The sequence below is a fragment of the Spirosoma endophyticum genome, assembly GCF_900112365.1.
Classification (GTDB): domain Bacteria; phylum Bacteroidota; class Bacteroidia; order Cytophagales; family Spirosomataceae; genus Spirosoma; species Spirosoma endophyticum.
The window spans coordinates 350,147-368,457 of sequence record NZ_FOLQ01000005.1 but is presented as its reverse complement, the minus strand read 5'-3'; the positions used below and the strand labels follow the sequence as shown (position 1 = coordinate 368,457).

General features: G+C 48.2%; 15 protein-coding genes. 5 read left to right on the top strand and 10 right to left on the bottom strand.

The window, feature by feature from the left end:
* Nucleotides 1-41 precede the first annotated feature (41 nt).
* Both BM202_RS16375 and BM202_RS16370 read left to right on the top strand, forming a co-directional pair.
* The gene (locus BM202_RS16375) at nucleotides 42-1,919 is read left to right on the top strand and encodes an NADH-quinone oxidoreductase subunit 5 family protein (protein WP_245776683.1); all 1,878 of its coding nucleotides are present in this window, start codon (nucleotides 42-44) and stop codon (nucleotides 1,917-1,919) included.
* Nucleotides 1,920-1,988: 69 nt separating this feature from the next.
* Nucleotides 1,989-3,668 carry a complex I subunit 4 family protein gene (locus BM202_RS16370; RefSeq protein ID WP_093827928.1) on the top strand — a complete coding sequence of 560 codons (1,680 nt, stop codon included), beginning with the start codon at nucleotides 1,989-1,991 and terminating at the stop codon, nucleotides 3,666-3,668.
* Nucleotides 3,669-3,670: 2 nt separating this feature from the next.
* Here BM202_RS16370 and gldG read toward each other — a convergent pair whose 3' ends face one another.
* From gldG to BM202_RS16355, 3 genes are all read right to left on the bottom strand, one after another.
* Nucleotides 3,671-5,338: a gliding motility-associated ABC transporter substrate-binding protein GldG gene (gene gldG, locus BM202_RS16365; RefSeq protein WP_093827926.1), complete on the bottom strand. Its 1,668-nt coding sequence runs from the start codon at nucleotides 5,336-5,338 to the stop codon at nucleotides 3,671-3,673.
* A 71-nt stretch (nucleotides 5,339-5,409) separates the two neighbouring features.
* The gene (locus tag BM202_RS16360) at nucleotides 5,410-5,658 is read right to left on the bottom strand and encodes a hypothetical protein (protein WP_093827924.1); all 249 of its coding nucleotides are present in this window, start codon (nucleotides 5,656-5,658) and stop codon (nucleotides 5,410-5,412) included.
* Between the two features lie 113 nt (nucleotides 5,659-5,771).
* The gene (locus BM202_RS16355; protein ID WP_245776682.1) at nucleotides 5,772-8,768 is read right to left on the bottom strand and encodes a putative LPS assembly protein LptD; all 2,997 of its coding nucleotides are present in this window, start codon (nucleotides 8,766-8,768) and stop codon (nucleotides 5,772-5,774) included.
* Nucleotides 8,769-9,594: 826 nt separating this feature from the next.
* On the opposite strand from BM202_RS16355, the gene BM202_RS16350 reads away from it, so the two are divergent.
* The 3 genes from BM202_RS16350 to BM202_RS16340 all read left to right on the top strand — a co-directional run bounded on the left by BM202_RS16350 (nucleotide 9,595) and on the right by BM202_RS16340 (nucleotide 13,257).
* On the top strand, nucleotides 9,595-10,440 hold the full coding sequence (locus BM202_RS16350) for an N-acetylmuramoyl-L-alanine amidase family protein (protein ID WP_093828104.1): 846 nt from the start codon (nucleotides 9,595-9,597) through the stop codon (nucleotides 10,438-10,440).
* A gap of 129 nt (nucleotides 10,441-10,569) precedes the next feature.
* Entirely contained in the window at nucleotides 10,570-11,562 is a 993-nt protein-coding gene (locus BM202_RS16345) for an MlaD family protein (RefSeq protein ID WP_093827921.1), read from the top strand.
* A gap of 75 nt (nucleotides 11,563-11,637) precedes the next feature.
* Nucleotides 11,638-13,257: an acyl-CoA carboxylase subunit beta gene (locus BM202_RS16340; protein WP_245776681.1), complete on the top strand. Its 1,620-nt coding sequence runs from the start codon at nucleotides 11,638-11,640 to the stop codon at nucleotides 13,255-13,257.
* Nucleotides 13,258-13,337: 80 nt separating this feature from the next.
* Here BM202_RS16340 and BM202_RS16335 read toward each other — a convergent pair whose 3' ends face one another.
* The 7 genes from BM202_RS16335 to BM202_RS16305 form a co-directional block, all read right to left on the bottom strand.
* Nucleotides 13,338-13,766, bottom strand: coding sequence for a c-type cytochrome (locus BM202_RS16335; protein WP_093828100.1), 429 nt, complete (start codon nucleotides 13,764-13,766; stop codon nucleotides 13,338-13,340).
* A gap of 11 nt (nucleotides 13,767-13,777) precedes the next feature.
* Entirely contained in the window at nucleotides 13,778-14,365 is a 588-nt protein-coding gene (gene gldD, locus BM202_RS16330) for a gliding motility lipoprotein GldD (protein ID WP_093827919.1), read from the bottom strand.
* Between the two features lie 172 nt (nucleotides 14,366-14,537).
* Entirely contained in the window at nucleotides 14,538-14,828 is a 291-nt protein-coding gene (locus tag BM202_RS16325; protein ID WP_093827917.1) for a hypothetical protein, read from the bottom strand.
* A gap of 106 nt (nucleotides 14,829-14,934) precedes the next feature.
* Entirely contained in the window at nucleotides 14,935-15,714 is a 780-nt protein-coding gene (locus BM202_RS16320) for a TIGR00266 family protein (RefSeq protein WP_093827915.1), read from the bottom strand.
* A gap of 129 nt (nucleotides 15,715-15,843) precedes the next feature.
* Nucleotides 15,844-16,134, bottom strand: a complete 291-nt coding sequence (locus tag BM202_RS16315; RefSeq protein WP_093827913.1) for a hypothetical protein — start codon at nucleotides 16,132-16,134, stop codon at nucleotides 15,844-15,846.
* A gap of 76 nt (nucleotides 16,135-16,210) precedes the next feature.
* Nucleotides 16,211-17,752 carry a glutamate--tRNA ligase gene (gltX, locus tag BM202_RS16310; RefSeq protein ID WP_093827911.1) on the bottom strand — a complete coding sequence of 514 codons (1,542 nt, stop codon included), beginning with the start codon at nucleotides 17,750-17,752 and terminating at the stop codon, nucleotides 16,211-16,213.
* A gap of 120 nt (nucleotides 17,753-17,872) precedes the next feature.
* Nucleotides 17,873-18,256 (bottom strand): Rid family detoxifying hydrolase, encoded by a 384-nt coding sequence (locus BM202_RS16305; protein ID WP_093827909.1) that lies wholly within the window; start codon nucleotides 18,254-18,256, stop codon nucleotides 17,873-17,875.
* Between the last annotated feature and the right edge of the window lie 55 nt (nucleotides 18,257-18,311).

Here is an 18,311-nt window from a genome sequence, read left to right as displayed (position 1 = left end):
ACTGGTTCTAAATGCCCTCCGACGATTCCTCACTTTTTTCAATGCTAGCGGCTGTTTTGCTAGGACTGCCCTTCGTGGGGTTTCTGGTGTTGACGATAGTTCGTCGACGAATGGCAGGAGGGTTGGCCGTCTTACTGACGAGTACGGGTCTGGCGTTGTCGATCATACTGGCTGTTAACCTGCCGGAACAGCCAGTAGCACTTCACGCTAACTGGGCAATGATATCAGGCGTAGCATTTGGAATCACTTTCCGGTTGGATGCATTGACTGCTCTAATGCTCGTTCTGGTGCATTTTGTGGCCTTGTTAGTACAGCTTTATTCAATTTCTTATCTGCACGACGAGCCAAAGTTAGCCCGCTATTTCTCCTATTTGCAATTGTTCGTAGGCGCCATGCTGGGCATTGTTTTGGCGGGAAATTTGCTGGTAATGTATGCGTTCTGGGAGTTGGTAGGTTTAGCCTCCTATCTATTGATTGGCTTTTATGCCGAACGCCCATCCGCATCGAAGGCTGCCAAAAAAGCCTTTCTGATGAATCGTGTTGGTGATATAGGCTTCCTGATTGGTATTTTTCTAACGTATTATTATTTCGATACGCTTGAGTTCGATGCATTGACAACCATTGGTTCGGGTACTGTTGCGCCAACTGCCCTTGGTCTTTGTCTGTTCATGGGTTGCGTAGGTAAATCGGCGCAGTTTCCCTTGCTGACATGGCTACCTGATGCGATGGAAGGCCCCACGCCCGTATCGGCCTTACTCCATGCGGCTACCATGGTGGCGGCTGGCATTTTTCTACTGGCACGCATTCATCCTTTACTCGCTCCCGATGCTTTGGTTGTCATTGCCCTAGTTGGCACCGTAACGACAATTTGGGGTGGTTATTCGGCGGTTTTTCAAACGGACATCAAGAAAGTACTGGCTTTTTCAACCGTCTCGCAATTAGGACTGATGGTTGCCGGAATGGGCACTAATAACGTAGCAGGAGCCATGTTTCACCTCCTGACTCATGCTTTTTTCAAAGCAGGTCTATTTCTGAGTGCAGGTGCCATAATTCACGCCGTCCATACGCAGGATATGCGGCAGATGGGCGGATTACGTAAAGCCTTGCCGACAACCTTTGTGGGGTACAGTGTTTGTGCCGCTGCCTTGTCTGGACTGCCTTTTTTCTCGGGGTTTCTCTCAAAAGAAGCCATTCTGGGCGGGGCATTTAACTGGTCAAGCGAGCAAAACAGTAATTTGTCATTCCTCGTACCAGTCCTGTTGCTTATATCGTCGGGACTAACGGCCTGTTACATGGTGCGGCAGTGGCGGCTAATTTTCTTTGGTACTTATCGAAACGAATACGTAATGATCCGGCAGGTTCACGAACCCGATTGGCTTATGCGTGGTCCTGTTGTAGTTCTGGTTCTGTTATCTGTGTGGTTTTGGTTTTCGTTAAATCCGCTCTCGGCACATGGGAGTTGGTTTTTTCGGATCATGCCCATGACTGAAGAATCTACTTACTGGTGGCTGGCTCCGGTGTCGATTGGACTGGTGTTGATCGGTGGTTGGATTGGTTTCCGAATGAGGGAGCCCAAAAAAACATATAGCTACGTTCGACTGTCGCTGGAGTATGGTTTTCTGGACACATTTTTTCAGCATCTCTTTATTAACCCGACACTCAAACTCGCTACGTTGCTCAATCGCACGGATCAACGTGTAGTCGATAAGGTGGTTGATGGAGCAGGCGTATCGACTGTGGTGCTGGCTAATCTTATTATGGTATTTGATCGGTTTGGTATAGACGGCATTGTGAATGGTGCGGCCTGGATTGCCGGTCGGCTGGGACGATTGACCCGCTCTATTCAAAATGGCCAGGTGCAATCATACATTACGGTTGCTGTAGTTGGTTTATTGATGCTGCTTTGGTGGCTGCTTTAGTATATCCGGCAGCATCTTGCTGTCGTCGTTGACATACATACCGGTAGCAGCTCGCTGTCGAGTACAATTATGACTTTATCGTTACTCATTTTTTTGCCTCTTTTTGGTTCATTGCTGGTGGCACTTCTACCTGGAAATCAAACCGTACGGTTTCGGTGGATTGCGCTGGCTGTTACATTGGCTGAAGTTGTGTTGTCCGGTATGGCGTATGTCCGCTTTGATAAAACCCTTACTGGTTACCAGCTCCTCGAACAGACCGATTGGATTACGTTGCCACTGGGTAATTTAGGTGTTGCCTCTATTGACTATCTGGTTGGGGTAGACGGTATTAGCTTACCCTTGGTTGTTTTATCTGCCGTGGTGATGCTGATTGGCGTTATATCATCCTGGAATGTAACCCATCGCCTAAGAGCCTATTTTTCACTTTACCTGCTACTAGCCGGAACGATTATGGGCTGCTTCGTAGCCCTTGATTTCTTCCTGTTTTTTCTGTTTTTTGAGTTTATGCTCCTGCCAATGTATTTCCTTATCGGACTATGGGGCGGGCCGCGTCGGGAGTATGCTTCGATTAAATTTTTCCTTTACACGCTCCTCGGATCACTGCTGATTTTGCTGGTCATGATTGGTCTATATCTGTCTGTTATGGACCCCATAAGTACAGCGGTGATGGCTGGTCTGGTATCGGACCCTTCGATGGTGACGGACGATATCATACGTAGCGTTCAAACGTATCTGCAGAATGGGCAGTTAAACCCGGCGCAGATCGTTCATACGTTTGATATGCGCTTTCTTGCCGATGGTGGCAATTACTTACCTAATGCTTTCCTGAACCCAGCTGCCGAACCTGTTGTATTAGGTTTGCCTGCTCGAATGCTGGCATTTTGGGCCATATTTATTGGTTTTGCAATTAAACTGCCTATCGTGCCGCTTCATACCTGGTTGCCCGATGCCCACGTTGAAGCTCCTACACCTGTGTCGGTCGTGCTGGCGGGTGTGTTGCTCAAGATTGGAGGCTACGGTTTTCTACGGATCGTTTGGGAGTTTTTTCCGGATGGGGCGGCTGAATACGCCCAGACGCTGGCTGGTTTAGGTGTACTTTCCATCGTCTATGGGGGCTTGAATGCGCTGGCGCAGACCGATGTTAAAAAGATGATTGCTTATTCGTCGGTGTCGCACATGGGGTTTGTGCTGCTGGGCGTTGCTTCGCTAACGGCTGAAGGTGTAAACGGGGCTATTTATCAGATGGTTAGCCACGGCGTTCTCTCAGCTATGTTGTTCCTGATTGCGGGCGTTCTCTATGATCGCACCCATGATCGACGTATTGATTCATATCGGGGCCTGATGCAACCCATGCCGCAATACACTACGTTGACGGCGATTGCGTTTTTTGCCTCGTTGGGATTGCCGGGCTTTTCAGGATTTATGGGGGAATTGTTCACGCTCATGGGCAGCTTTCAGTCAGAATGGCTACCTGGCTGGATGACGGCTATTGCGACGACAGGTATTCTATTAGCCGCTGCGTATTTCCTTTGGACGCTCCAGCGTATGTTTTTCGGGCCAACCTGGGTGCGCGCTTTCGATTCCCCGTCGGGTGCTACGTCTGTACTGGCTGATCTCACTGCCCGAGAGAAACTGCTTCTGATTCCACTGGGGGTAATGGCGTTACTTTTGGGGTTATTTCCGAACCTTGTTTTCAATCTTAGTAGCGCAACCGTGGCGCAATGGTTAGTGAAATTCGCGGTGGAGTAGGCTCACGCGCCATAGCGTCGCTGTCTTACTATCTGCCAACCCAAGCCTACTAACCCTACCAACGCTAACGGTCCGAGGAGATTTAAGGCTTGCCAGCCTGTGCGATTGGCATCTACACGGATTTTGTCCAAAGGGCGTAGCGTAACGGTCCGGGTGCGGGCGGCAATAACACCATTGGGGTCAACCAGATAATCAATTGCGTTCAGAGCGAAATCCTTGTTGGCATACGTAGCACGCGTAAACCGATCAAAACCTAGCGGGTAAGGCGTGTTTCGTTTGTAATCAACATCATTTACGATTAAATCACCGTCGGAGCAAACTAGTATACGCGACGCCACACCCGATGTCTTGAATCCCTTGGCGCGTGGATCGCTCGGTAAAATTCGGTTAGCGAACATCGATTGAAATTGCCCTTCAAGCAAGCACCCGATTATTTTAGTGCCGCCGTCGTATGTGCTGGGATCGGGTTGCTGACGTGCTTCGTTATAGGAAATCAATGCCGGTGTCTTCAGGATTTTCGTATAAGGCGATGTGAGCAGGAGGGGCGTTTTTCGAATCCCAACTGCCCCCACCGTGTCGAGCGTACTCGCAAACCGGGCCAGTATCATATCCAGGTTGCGCACAATGGGATTGCCCGATGCGCCAAAATTGTTTAGGAGTGGATAAAATCGCCAGGGTAATAATTGGACATTTGGCTTATCACCAATGTTGCCTACGTTGAGGGGAATCGGCGCGCAATAGTAATCCTTTACTACGTCGCGATTAACACGGACTCCCCAGCGGAAAAATAAATCGTCTAGATTCAGATTGAGTGGTTGCGCATAGGTTCCCTCGTTATTAACCGAGTCAACACGTTGTCCATCCACAAAAAACAAGGCTCTGCCACCATTGACAACAAACTGATCGAGTTTGAACAGTTCATCTTCCGAAAAGGCGCTGTCCGGCTTGGGTACCAACACCGCATCTACGTTGGCAATAGGCCCCGGTTTACTCATGTCAATGAAAAACAGGTCATAGTTTTCCTGCACAGAAGCCAGCAAATCAGCAAAACGGGAAGGAGGCACCTTTGTATGGCTGTACAGCAAGCCAACTCGCCGACGGTTGGCTTCCGTCTGCGTCAATTTCTGAATGGCTGACGCCAGTTGAAATTCGACCCCTTCGTAGGACTGGTTCAATTGCTCTTCTTTCGATGCGGCTTTGTTGCCTTTCAGGAGCAGTACGGCCGTTTCTTTACCTTTATAAGAAACGATAGCACCGGGGAAAACCAGTTTTTCGGTCCGCTTCCCACCCTCGTTGGCTACTAAATTGGTTGGTAACACCCCTTTTTGCTGGAGTTGATCAATGAGCTTATTTTTCTCATCGACACTGTTTGTAGCACTCGGGTCAATAAAGCGATACGTAATGGTTTTGCCTGCCTGTGCCTGAAACTCATCCAGCGTCTCGCGAACGGCGTTTTCGAGTCGCTTGAAGGCGGGAGGTAAGTCGCCCGTCAGGTAGACGTCTATATGAATATCGTCGGGTAAGTCAGTCAGCAGGGTTTGTGTAGCCGGAGAAAGGGTATAGCGTTTTTCCTGAGTCAGGTCCAGTCGGAAAAACACAAATGCCGACAAGACGTTGAGGGCGATTAACCCAGCAATAACGAAAAGTAAGCGCAGGGAAACAGATTTCATACGAACTACAACGAATGACCGGTATGCTACGGTATCCGGACAGGGTAAGAGCGAAGGTTATAAGGAGTACTTTAATTCAATCGCTGTTCAGGAATGGTTGTCAGATTAATAGCTTTCGCATCGACCTGGGCCGTTTGCGACGTATCAATTTTGTCGGGTGCAATCCCCAATTCTTTCATGAGCCGATACTGACGGGCTTCTACGTAGACCAGGCGGGCAACAATCTTGTTCATTCGTGCGTCCTGCTCATCCTGACGGGCCAGCAAATAAGCCGTTTTGATTTCCAATTCGTCAAGCCGTTGTTTATCGCGGTCAGTCATAGGAATTTATAAGTAAGAATGGGAGCGACAAGTTACAGTTTTTTGATTTGCTTTTGCGCTTACTTACGTAGTAAATGTAATTCCAGACTTAGAACGGATACACATTCATTACGTTAAAAACCGCCCCTGTCGTAGAAACTCCGGCGACGACTAAGCTTGAGTTCCTGGAGGATTGAAGACCGGGCTCGAAGGTCGAAAGAATAATTGCCTGCGCGGCTATTATTTCCCGCGTAGGGTGTCCAGTTAAAGGCCATCTCCCAGCAGTGAAGATCACGGTTAATACCAATGGTGGTTAACGTTGGGCTATTATACGTGAAATCATAGCCCGTATTCAGGGTTATTTTCCACTTGGGCGTCAGACTCAGATCACCCGTGAGAGTCAGCGCCTGAACTACCTGTGACAGTACGGGCGTAAGTTTCGTCAGGGAGAAGGTATAACTGACATTGAACGACCAGGGGACGTTGAAATCGACGTATAGCTCCGGATTGCTGTTTATAGCGTTCATGGTCGCTTCGGATGCGTTCGGACTGACTTTCTTTTTGTCGGCCTGTTTGGGGGCAAATCGCGCACTAACATAGGTTTGTAAGTTCGTCAGCCGTAACAAGCCTTGCCCCTCAGTAATGGCAAAGACATTTGGCAGCCGGACGTACTGTTGATTCGTATAAGGCTCATTGGCACGTAATGCCTGAATAGAAGGCGAGTAGGCAAGGGGCGTCAGCGTTGACGGCGTCGTTGCAAAATAATATTGGGCTGTACCGCCGTAGGGGCGATAAGCGTAAGGGTCGAGCGTAGACGAAAAGTTAAAGCTTATGTTTTTGAAAATCTGCGTGTTCGCGCTAATCGCAATGGGTGAAAGCTTATAATCCGGCGCCAGGAAATTATAGCTTCCATTGATGCTTAGGTTATCGAAAATCGGAATTTTCTTAAAATCCTGCCCTGTAGAATCTCCTCGGGTCCGTACTTTCATCTCTAACTGGTTCACAATGCCAAATGAAACGAAGGCCGACTGTGTACTCGATGAACTACTGCTGTTTCCGTCAATACCTCTAAATACGGACAGCGTTCGGCGATAGAGCGGAAGGTTGGCCAGGCTGCCTTCGGCTGGTAAGATCTGAAACTGCCCAAAAGAAGGGTTCGTAAAATCGGGCACGTAACTGAACGAAATTGATGGGGCAACGGTATGCCGAATGGCTTCAATACGTTTCCCCCGAATGAAATAGGTGCCGTAAAAGCGGGTATTCATGCTGGCATTGACCGAGAAATTATAAGAGGCAAAAATACCTGGGATCGTATCTATTCGGACGGCATCTAGGTCTTGTAGGTAGTTGTATTTCAGTTTTTTGGTGAAAATATTGCCTTGGAGTGAGAACCCTGGAGTCAGGTTGATATACCGTAACAGCTTAACGTTGGGCAGTGAGATCGGGATACTATACCGAGCCTGAACAACGCGATTTTTTAAGATGGTTGGTAAATTCTGTAGGTTAAATGCAATCAGGTTTGGGTCAGCTGCGACGATGCCCAGCCGCAAATTATTCGCGCGGGTAATACTATCCTGAATACGCTCGATACTACTAATCGTCGTTAGGTTGGTAACAACCGCGAAACCAAGTCCCGTTGTATCAACCTGACGACGTATCGTATTACTAACAGCAAAGGAACCACTTACATCCAGGCCTACCCGGAAGCTTTCATACCACCGGCCCGTACCGCCTTTGAGTGCAAAAGGCGCAATCTGATTGATACCCAGGTTGAAGTCCGTCGAGACATCGGTCTTGCCGTTTTCGCGAACCTGCGTTATCTGATTCACCTGCCCGAACTGCTGGTTGACGCGGACGTTAGCCCCCGCCCGAACGTATTGCCCAAAGGTGCGGCTGTACTGCACGGACGAACCGGCTACGTTGGAGATATACGACGACGTAGTATAGGAATTGAACTGGTTGTAGCTATTACTGCTGACGTTAACATTCGCCGAGAAACTTCCCCGGCCACGTGGTACCGGTGAGTGGGCCCACGTAAAGGAAAAATCATTACGGGGCGACTGGGTTGTGTCGACGCGGTCGCCGGAGCGGTTGCGATTGAACTGAAGATTCAAGCTCCCGCTGTACCGATATCGTTTATTATAAGCCGACGACAGCCCTAAACCCCAGCTACCGCGGGAGTAAATCTGTCCTTTAAACTGCAAGCCAAGATTTTCACTCACGGCCCAATAATAACCCCCATCGCGCAAATAAAAGCCCCGACCGTTGGGTTCTTCGCCATATTGGGGCACAATGATACCCGACACACCAATTTCCTTGCGTTTCGGGAACGGGAAAAAGCCAAACGGCAACCCAATGGGCAACGGAATTTGGTTGATGACCAGGTTAAATGGGCCTGCTACCACCTGGGTATTATGAATGACTTTTAGCTTGCTGGCATTAATATGAAAGTGGGGAGTGGCTAAGTTACAGGTTGTGTAAATCGCTTTGCCGATGTACATGTTATCTTCGGCATCTTTCTTTACGGTTGTGCCACGGATATTGCCTTCACCCTGCTGCGTGACGACGCCCTGAATCCGGCCTTTTCTGGATTTGAAATTATAGCGAATCTCTTTGGTGTCATACTTCCCTTCGCCATCCTGGAAAATAGGGCGGCCGATCCATTTTTTTGCTGTTGAATCGTAGAGGCCTTTGGCGTACACTTCATTCGTCAGGTAGTTCAGACGGATATACTCCGCTTTGAGCGAGATGTCGCCGTAGATGACACTGGCATCACCGAACAGTTCGACAGTCCGGCCGTCGGCTGCATAAATAGTTGAATCTTTTGCCTGGTATTTAACCGTTGTTTTAAAGGCATCGGCCGTTTCGGTCGAATCTTTTTTTGCCGAGTCAGCGATGGCCACCTGAGTCGAATCGTTGCCAATCCGCTGACGGCTCTCTGGCCGTACTACGTTAGGCGAAACGATGCCCGGATTTAGTCGACCCAGTTTAGACTGGTTTGGTTTGGTTTGCCCCGCCTTTAAAGGATTCACTTTGGTCTGAACGGGCTTCGTCTGACTGACCAGCGCTGTTTGCGAACGCGGGCGACTGGAAGCCGTCGTCGACGTAGCAGGCGTTGTCTTTGGTTTCATCGCGACTTTACGGACTGAATCACTGACCGCTACTCGTACAGAATCAGCGTTAATACTGGATCTGACTGGTTTTGTCTGAACGAGTTTGGCTGGCGTAGGGGCAGTAACAACAGTACTGGCACTAGGTTTTGTCTGAGCTAATGGTACGGTTTTAGGTTGTACCACAGGCGCTGTTTTAACGGAACTGGCAATTCGGTTTTGCAACCGAACCAAGGCTGGGGATACCGTTGGCGCTAGCGTGATGAATCGTGTTGGACTTAGTTGGAAAGGTCTTGGCTTCAACCGGGCCACAGGCGCTATCCTGGCTGAATCCCTTTTGAGTGAGTCCCTCAAGGCAATGGCGGCTTGTTCTGCCTGACGTAATCGCAGGGAGTCCTGGCTAGTTGGACGGGCACTGGTTGGCGGCAGGACTTTGGTTCTTGATGGGGAGGGGCCAAGGCGGCTGGGCGCCTGATTAAGCTCACGTTCCAGTTCACTTTCCTGGGTTGATTTTGCCGGGACCGTTTGCGATTTTGGGCTGGTAGTAGTGGCTGGTGTAAGCCTCTTTGGCGCAGATGTATTTTGCCCCAACACGTTGAACGTCCAGAGTAAGCAGATAAGGCTACAGGCTGCCTTTATCCATGTTGGTCGTATCCGCGAGGGCCGCAAAATAAAGTATCGTTTCGTTAGGATTATTAAAAAAATTATATTTGCCCGAAGACCGTTAAGTCTATAGCTTACAAAGGTATTCACGAACTGTTATCCTGCTATCGCTTTGAAACGTTTTCAGCTGTTAAATATTATTAAATCAAGAGGGGTTACGACTACGGTTCTAGCTCCCGGAATAGTGACAACATTGGTTGTTGTTGTGTTACCTCTTTTAGCGCTAACAAGCCCGGATTTGCTGTCACCTGGCTTAACACAAGATACGGTTCGCCGGACAGGATCACAAGAAATCGGGACGACTCCGGGAACGACCGATACGCCTAACCAGCTACGTACGATTGTGCTGGATGCAGGGCATGGCGGCAAAGATCCGGGGACTCATGGTCGTTATGCTAAAGAAAAGACGATCAATTTAGACCTGATTCTGCAACTGGGCCGTAAAATTAAACAGAATCACCCAAACGTTCGGGTAATTTATACGCGGGCCTCCGACCACTTTGTTGATTTATATGAACGAGGAGCCATTGCTAACCGAAGTCGGGCCGACCTGTTTATTTCGATTCACTGCAATGCCAGCCCATCCAGCAGCCGGGTCTATGGTACCGAAACCTATACATTAGGTCTACACAGAACCCAAAGCAATCTGGACGTGGCCCGACGCGAAAACGCCGTTATTTTACAGGAAAAGAACTATCAGCAGACGTATAAGGGCTTTGATCCGCGTTCACCTTTGGCTACGATTATGCTGGCGAATTATCAGAATGCTTTTATGAGCAGCAGCATCAATTTCGCCGAAAAAGTGGAACGTAGCTTCCGTCAAAATGCTGAACGGAAAAGCAATGGCGTCAAACAGGCTGGTTTTATCGTGCTCTGGAAAACCACGATGCCTAGTGTCCTGATCGAAAGTGGGTATCTAACAAATCCAGCTGAAGAAGATTTTCTTCGGTCAGACGAAGGACAGGAGGAAATTGCCGAGGCAATCTACAAGGCTTTTGTTCGCTATAAGCAGGAAGTTGAAGGAGAATAAGTACATGGAATGTTGTCACTAAGGCTATTTAATTTCGCTGCTCTTTGGGACAAACACATCTGAAAGTTGGTTATACCTTCAACCAAATTGGTTGGCTCGGCTCCATAGGCTGTTCACCTTCACATACGCATGAAAGTTTCGCAGGAAGTAAAAGTAGGCTTGTTAGCTCTCGTCTCGCTGATGATGCTCTACTTTGGATTTAATTTTTTGAAAGGCTCCGACTTCTTCTCCTCGACGCATAAATACCAGGTTCTGTACGATAATATTGATGGGTTGACACCATCCAATCCCGTTAGAATCAATGGTTTAACAGTGGGCCAGGTCAAGAGCATCGAAATCTTGCAGAACAAGCAAAACCAGCTGCTGGTTACGCTTGAACTTAAGAAAGATATTATTGTCACGAAGGGATCGAGGGCTGTTCTGGCCGATGATGGCTTGCTGGGTGGTAAAGTCGTTCGGCTTGGTATCAAGTATGGAACTCCCCAGTTAGAGGATGGTGGCATGTTAGTTTCTGCCAAAGAATCTGGTTTGTCGGCTCTGATCAAGGAGAAAACCCTGCCCGTGTTGAACAATGTGGACTCGCTGACGTATCAACTCAACCGCGTGGTGGCGCAATTTGACCAGACGGGTGTCGTATTAAATCAAACGCTACGTAGTGCGAATGCTGCTGTTGGAACACTCGGCCTGACAGTGGCTGAAAACCGGGCTGGCCTGAAAGCAACGCTTGCTAACGTTAATAAGTTATCAGAATCATTTATTGAAACGGAAAAGAAACTCGATCCTATTCTGGCTAAAGCGGACAATTTTGCTGATTCGCTTCAGGCTTTACAGTTGAAGCAAACGCTCGGTAACGTCAATAAAACGATTCAGAATCTGCAACATATTCTGGCTGATATCAATAGCGGTAAAGGGTCTCTGGGTAAGCTAACGTCCGACGAAGCGCTTTATAGTAACGTCAATAAAACGACCACGAGTCTAGAAAAACTCTTAACTGATTTTCGGGAAAACCCCAAACGCTACGTTCATTTTTCGCTCTTTGGCCGGAAAGAAAAACCAGCTACTACGTTACCCGCCAGTGCGACGATTACACCCGTTACACCGGCTGATTCGACGAAACAGTAATGTCTGGACCAAGTTTCTGCTTGGTCTTTTTCATTCTATACGAATTGGACAGGCGTCTGGCTTATACATTTTATAATGAACTCAATCCCAACCCTTCTTGACGAATTAAGCCAGCGAACAACCCAAACCCAACTGGGTGGTGGTCAGAAAAAAATTGACGATCAGCACCGAAAAGGGAAACTAACGGCTCGCGAACGTATCGCTTATCTGGTTGATACAGAAAAGCCTTTCGTTGAAATTGGCTTGTTTACGGGCGATGGTATGTATGTTGAGCATGGCGGCTGCCCATCTGGCGGGGTAGTCGTGGGCATTGGATACGTATCGGGTCGGCAGTGCGTGATTGTGGCCAACGACGCTACCGTGAAAGCGGGTGCCTGGTTTCCAATTACGGCCAAGAAGAATCTTCGGGCGCAGGAGATTGCCATGGAGAATCACTTACCTATTATTTACCTGGTCGATAGCGCGGGGGTTTATTTGCCCTTGCAGGATGAGGTTTTTGCTGATAAAGAACATTTCGGTAGAACATTCCGAAATAATGCGCATCTGTCTGCGATGGGTATCTTACAGGTGGCGGCTATTATGGGTAGTTGTGTGGCGGGTGGCGCCTATTTGCCCATTATGTCCGATGAAGCGTTGATTGTCGAAGGAACAGGCTCTATTTTTCTGGCTGGTCCTTACCTAGTGAAAGCGTCCATTGGCGAAGACGTAGATGCCGAAATCCTCGGTGGAGCTACTACCCACACTGACATCTCGGGCGTAGTCGACAACAAATACCCCGACGATCAAAGCTGTTTAGACGCGATTAAACGCATTTTTGATAAACTTGGCCATCACGAAACGGCCGGTTTTGACCGCGTCGAGTCAGCACTTCCAACTAAAAATCCAGAAGAAATCTACCAGATTCTGCCTACAGATCGTGTGAAACCCTACGATATGCTGGAAATTGTGGATAGACTTGTGGATAACTCAGCGTTCGATGCGTATAAACCCGGTTATGGTCAGTCGCTGCTATGCGGATACGCCCGTATCGATGGGTGGGCGGTAGGTATTGTAGCTAACCAGCGGAAGGTTGTGAAAGCCAAAGGTCGAACGGGGCAACCTTCAGAAATGCAAATGGGCGGGGTCATTTATGGCGATGCGGCCGATAAAGCGGCCCGATTTATCATGAATTGCAATCAGAAACGCATACCATTAGTGTTTTTGCAGGACGTGTCGGGTTTTATGGTCGGTAGTCGGGCGGAGCAGGGCGGAATTATTAAAGACGGAGCCAAAATGGTTAGCGCAATGGCTAACTCGATTGTTCCGAAGTTTACAGTAGTAATAGGGAACAGTTATGGCGCTGGCAATTATGCCATGTGCGGTAAAGCCTACGATCCACGGTTGATGCTATCCTGGCCTACGGCGCAAATGGCCGTGATGAGCGGAGCCTCAGCCGCCAAAACACTGCTTCAGATTCAGATGGCGGCTCAAAAAGCGAAAGGTCAGCCAATGACGCCGGAAGAAGAGCAGGCGCAATTGGATAAGATCACCGATCAGTACAATGCGCAGTTATCACCCTACTACGCAGCCGCCCGGCTATGGGTAGACGCTGTCATCGATCCACTCCAGACCCGACAAATTCTTTCTGAAGGGATAAATGCCGCTAACCATGCACCCATTACAAAGCGGTTTTCGGTTGGTGTGATACAGACGTAGTTCTTTTCAACACAGCGCAACGGAGGTATGAAAAAAACTCTGTTTTCTCCGTGACACCTCCGTTGCGCTGTGTTGAAAACCTATTTTCTCCGCACGACCTTCACCTCATCAGCGGTAATTGCGTCGGCTTTGTTGCCAAAATTACTACGTATATACGTCAGCACGTCTGCGATTTGATCGTCCTTCAGAAAATCGTGAGCAGGCATGGCATTATCATACATATCTCCCTCGATTTCCTGACCTTGTAAACCCTTTAGTACTACGTTGATGAGCCGGGTTTTATCACCTAATACCCAATCTGTTCCGCGCAGAGGTGGATTTAAATTGGGCACACCCGACCCGTTTGACTGGTGACAGGTCAGACAGTTTTGTTCGTAAATAGACTGACCCGGCGACTTGACGGCTGTAGCCTCAGTTACAGGTTTGGCTACTTTAGAAGCTGGTTTTTTTGTTTGCGCTACAGCAACGGAAAGCGACAGGCAGGCTAAGAGAGTAAACAGTATTTTCATGGTTTGGGAATCTACTTTCGCCATTTAAGCGTGTTGAGTAAATGCAGAATGTCTTTGCGAATGTACTGAATCACCGGTTGTAGTGAATCATTTTCGGTTGCCGTGTTGAAATACAAAGCCCCCCGCAGGAAATGCGTCGTAGAATCCGTTGTGATGAACTGCACCTGACTGGGTACTTCACCGGCGAGGTCGATCAGACTTGCTTCCAGACCTGATGGTAGCCGTAACTTTTTCTCCACAATTGCCGAGGCCTTGATGTTATGCCGGGTTGCCAGTTTGTACGAATCATCGAGCATAGCCTTTAGTCGTTTCAGATCATTCCGAACAGGTTTGTAGGTCAGCTGAACGCTGGCGTGATAGGCCGGATAATTAATGAAAATCCAGTCCGGTTCCGAGCGGGCGAACGTATCAGGCAGAATCCGGGCTATTTTGTTGTACTCAAACTGGTATGGATGCGTTGGGTCGAGTAGTGTGTAGCTCGGTGTAGGCAGATCGAACCGAGGAAATCCTTTCGGTTTCGGTACGTAGTTGTCAGACGAGCTATTGCCGCAGGAAGCCGACAACAGGCCAATAAGGGAAATGAGCAAATACTTTACCACAAGTCTTTGTCACGCTGACGAAGGAAGCATCTTCGATAGCTGGTTAAAAATGCTTTACTGACGTAGATGCTTCCTGCGTCACCGGGCTGGCGTTCCAGCATGACAAATAAGAAAACGAAAAAGCCCGGCGGTTTGGTGCCAAGGCTTTTTTTATTGTATAGATGTTGCCTGGTCAGGCATTTACATCTTCCATCTCTTCCTGCTTAACTGGTTGCCCCATCAACGTAGCGAACCGATTGATGTTGAAAGTTGGTTCAAACCAAACTTCGCCCATTACCGGATGCTTGACCGGTACCTCGGGGTTCTGAATTTCATTCAGCAATACCCCTGTGTCACCAGTCGTGTGCCGTTTCATCTGCCGGATCGTATACAACTGGTCCTGTTTAGGTGTCTGTATGCCAAATTCAGCATAAAAGGCCAGCACCGGTGCCGGAAATTTGTCGTTCGTGCAAATAACTTCCATATTGTCTGAACTAAGATTTATCAGATTTTCATGATTAACATGATTTTGATAAAAAATGTCCTAAAATCTTTCCAAAAAAATACAGCTTTCCGTATTCAACCAGTTATTAATCCTCAAACAGATTGCCTAGTTGACCCAATACGGAGCCGCCTTCTTTGCGAGCTTGCCCACCGCCCGGCGATAACCGCTGAACCAGTTTGGAAATTGGCATGGATTGAATCCAGACTTTTCCTGAACCACGTAACGTAGCGAGAAACAAACCTTCGCCACCAAATACCATGCTACGTAGGCCGCCCGCCCGCTGAACGTCGAAATTGACACTTGGTTCGAAACCAACGACGCAGCCCGTATCAACACGTAGCGTTTCATTATTTAGCGTCCGCTCAATTACAACGCCCCCGGCATGAATAAATACCATGCCATCGCCCTGCACTTTTTCTAAAATGAAACCTTCGCCACCAAAGAAACCAGCTCCCAGGCGTTGGTTGAATTGAATGCTCAGCTTTGTGCCAAGCGCTGCGCATAGAAATGCGTCTTTCTGAACAATGAGCGTGTTTCCATATACATTGGCCAGATTCACAGGCATGATGGTGCCAGGATAGGGAGCCGAGAAAGCTACTTTACGTTTGCCAACACCCCGGTTCGTGAAGTGCGTCATGAATAGCGATTCGCCCATAACTACTCGCGAACCGGCCTGGAGTAACTTACCCAGAAATCCCTGGTCGGGCTGTGAGCCGTCGCCCATTTTGGTTTCGAACGTGATGCCATCTTCCATAAACAGCATCGAACCGGCCTCGGCAATAACGGTTTCATTAGGATCTAACTCAATTTCGACGATCTGGATGTCTTCGCCAATGATTTTGTAGTCGATTTCGTGAGAGTACATAGTCAGTTATCAGTAAATAGGTAACAGGAATTACTGAGGAAAACTACATAAACCTGTGCATTCTACGCATGGTTTTTCTGACAAACGGTACAAAAAAAGCCCGACCGGGCATTTTGACGGGTCGGGCTTTTAGCGTTGGTTGATATCGTCTGGCAGATCATTATCTGTCTCATCGAAAAGATGATCTTCATCCGATTCTTCCTCTTTTTCGTCGGGTTCGGGATCACCCTTAAGATTCAGATCAGTACGATGGCGAAGTTTTTTGTCGTCAACCGTTTTATTTAAAAATTGATTGATCTTATCAATATCAAAACTCGTGGTGATTTCGCCGAACGAGTTGATTTGAATGTCGAAACCTTCGAGTTCTTTATGAACGCGCGGTTTGTCGTTTTCGTCAGGGTTAGTTTTCTTCTTTGCCATGAGTTTTGAGTTTGAATACAAACCTACAAGGTCTATAAGACCGAAACGTCAGTCCAGCTTATAGGTTTAAAAATACTTAATTGACAGGTGATTTCAACGTACTGAGCGCCTTCTCCAGACGCCCAATCGTTTCGTCTTTTCCAATGATTTCCATGGTTAGCATCAGGTCAGGACCGGCTCCGGTACCCGTAAGCGCTAAACGCATGGCCTGCATAATTTTACCCTGTTTGATACCTGCCTGTTGCATGGCATTAGATAACGTATGTTTGATAGCATCAGCTACGAATTCACCGTCAAACGGTAGCAAGGCATCGCGAAAAGCTGTTACAGCACGTACCGCATCATCATTCCATTTTGCGGCTGTTATAGCTTCGTCGTAAGTCGTTGGTGCATTAAAAATCGTTCCAGCTTCTGTAACAATTTCACGAGCGAAATTAACCCGTCCCTTAAGCAGTGCTACAATTTTTGTTGCTTTCTCCAGTGAACAATCGTATCCAGCAGCCTCCGCTTGTTGCTGCACCGTTGGCGCCAGTACGTCGTCAGCTACCTGTCGAATGTATTGATGGTTAAACCACTGCGCTTTCTGAATATCGAACCGGGCTCCGGCTTTATGCACCTGTGCAATATCGAAACTGGCAATCAGTTCATCCATTGTGAACAGTTCCTGTTCGGTGCCAGGGTTCCAGCCTAGCAAGGCCAGAAAGTTAACGGTTGCCTCAGGCAGATAACCGTCTTCCCGAAATCCTTTTGCCACCTGGCCCGTAGCGGGATCAGTCCATTGTAGCGGGAAAATAGGGAAACCACCCAAATCTGCATCGCGCTTGCTGAGTTTGCCATTACCTTCAGGTTTCAGCAATAGCGGCAGGTGAGCGAATTGCGGCATGGTGTCTTCCCAACCTAAATAACGATACAGCAGTACGTGCAATGGGGCCGATGGCAACCACTCTTCACCCCGGATAACGTGCGTGATGCCCATCAGGTGATCATCGACAATATTCGCAAGGTGATACGTTGGCAAACCATCCGATTTCAGCAGGACTTTATCGTCAATGGCTGATGAATGAACATTGACCCAGCCCCGAATAAGATCATTAAGCCGAACTTCTTCTTTACGAGGTGTTTTCAAACGAATCACAAATGGATCACCCGCATCCATACGTGCCTGAACTTCTTCGGCTTTCATGGTCAGTGAGTTACTCATCTGCAACCGCGTAATGGAATTGTATTGGGCGGCTGGTGCATTAGCTTCCTCCAGTCGTTTGCGCATGGCATCCAATTCTTCCGCCGTATCAAAAGCGTAGTAGGCTTTCCCTTCTGCCACCAGGCGCTGGGCTTCTTTCTGGTAAATGTCCCGACGTTCTGACTGGCGATAGGGAGCATGCGGCCCTCCCACGCCCTGGCCTTCATCAATTTCAATGCCGACCCAACGTAGTGCTTCCAGAATATACTCTTCAGCACCGGGCACAAAGCGATTCTGGTCAGTGTCTTCAATGCGGAGAAGCATCTGACCACCCATTTTTCGGGCAAATAAATAATTATAAAGCGCGGTACGCACTCCGCCAATATGTAGCGGGCCGGTGGGGCTGGGTGCGAAACGAACGCGAACAGGAGTTGACATAAGTTTGAAAGAGCGAAATTGGACCGCCGAAGCGGAGTGATTGAGTAAAAGAGTGAATGACTGATGCTAGTTTTATTCGCTCTTTTACTCAATCACTCCGCTTCGGCGGTCCAATTTCGCTCATTGAATAGCTATTACTGAAATTTCAACATTTACATCTTTGGGCAATCGAGCGACTTCCACGGTTTCGCGGGCGGGTGGTTCGCTGGTAAAAAAACGACCGTAGACTTCATTGATAAGGGCAAAATTGTTCATGTCCTTTACGAAAATGCTGGCTTTTACTACGTTCGTATAATCCAGATTAGCAGCTTTTAGTATGGCACCAATGTTTTCCATTACTTTCTGAGTCTCAGCCTGAATATCGCCCAGTGGCGCTAGGTCAAGTGCGATCTGGCCGGAAACGAATAACATATTTGACGGAGAGGCTACGTTAACTTTCACCGCTTGGCTGTAAGGCCCAATGGCTGCCGGGGCCTGTTCTGTATAAACAATTTGTTTGCTCATGGTTTTTAATAGAGAGTAGTCGGTCGCGGCAAAAGATCCGTTCAGATAAGAACAA

What these genes read in the sequence shown, in the direction of transcription:
- BM202_RS16375 (WP_245776683.1), top strand. Translation starts at nt 42, where the DNA reads ATGCTAGCGGCTGTTTTGCTAGGACTGCCCTTCGTGGGGTTTCTGGTG.
- BM202_RS16370 (WP_093827928.1), top strand. Translation starts at nt 1,989, where the DNA reads ATGACTTTATCGTTACTCATTTTTTTGCCTCTTTTTGGTTCATTGCTG.
- gldG (WP_093827926.1), bottom strand. Translation starts at nt 5,338, where the DNA reads ATGAAATCTGTTTCCCTGCGCTTACTTTTCGTTATTGCTGGGTTAATC.
- BM202_RS16360 (WP_093827924.1), bottom strand. Translation starts at nt 5,658, where the DNA reads ATGACTGACCGCGATAAACAACGGCTTGACGAATTGGAAATCAAAACG.
- BM202_RS16355 (WP_245776682.1), bottom strand. Translation starts at nt 8,768, where the DNA reads ATGAAACCAAAGACAACGCCTGCTACGTCGACGACGGCTTCCAGTCGC.
- BM202_RS16345 (WP_093827921.1), top strand. Translation starts at nt 10,570, where the DNA reads ATGAAAGTTTCGCAGGAAGTAAAAGTAGGCTTGTTAGCTCTCGTCTCG.
- BM202_RS16340 (WP_245776681.1), top strand. Translation starts at nt 11,638, where the DNA reads ATGAACTCAATCCCAACCCTTCTTGACGAATTAAGCCAGCGAACAACC.
- BM202_RS16335 (WP_093828100.1), bottom strand. Translation starts at nt 13,766, where the DNA reads ATGAAAATACTGTTTACTCTCTTAGCCTGCCTGTCGCTTTCCGTTGCT.
- BM202_RS16325 (WP_093827917.1), bottom strand. Translation starts at nt 14,828, where the DNA reads ATGGAAGTTATTTGCACGAACGACAAATTTCCGGCACCGGTGCTGGCC.
- BM202_RS16320 (WP_093827915.1), bottom strand. Translation starts at nt 15,714, where the DNA reads ATGTACTCTCACGAAATCGACTACAAAATCATTGGCGAAGACATCCAG.
- BM202_RS16315 (WP_093827913.1), bottom strand. Translation starts at nt 16,134, where the DNA reads ATGGCAAAGAAGAAAACTAACCCTGACGAAAACGACAAACCGCGCGTT.
- gltX (WP_093827911.1), bottom strand. Translation starts at nt 17,752, where the DNA reads ATGTCAACTCCTGTTCGCGTTCGTTTCGCACCCAGCCCCACCGGCCCG.
- BM202_RS16305 (WP_093827909.1), bottom strand. Translation starts at nt 18,256, where the DNA reads ATGAGCAAACAAATTGTTTATACAGAACAGGCCCCGGCAGCCATTGGG.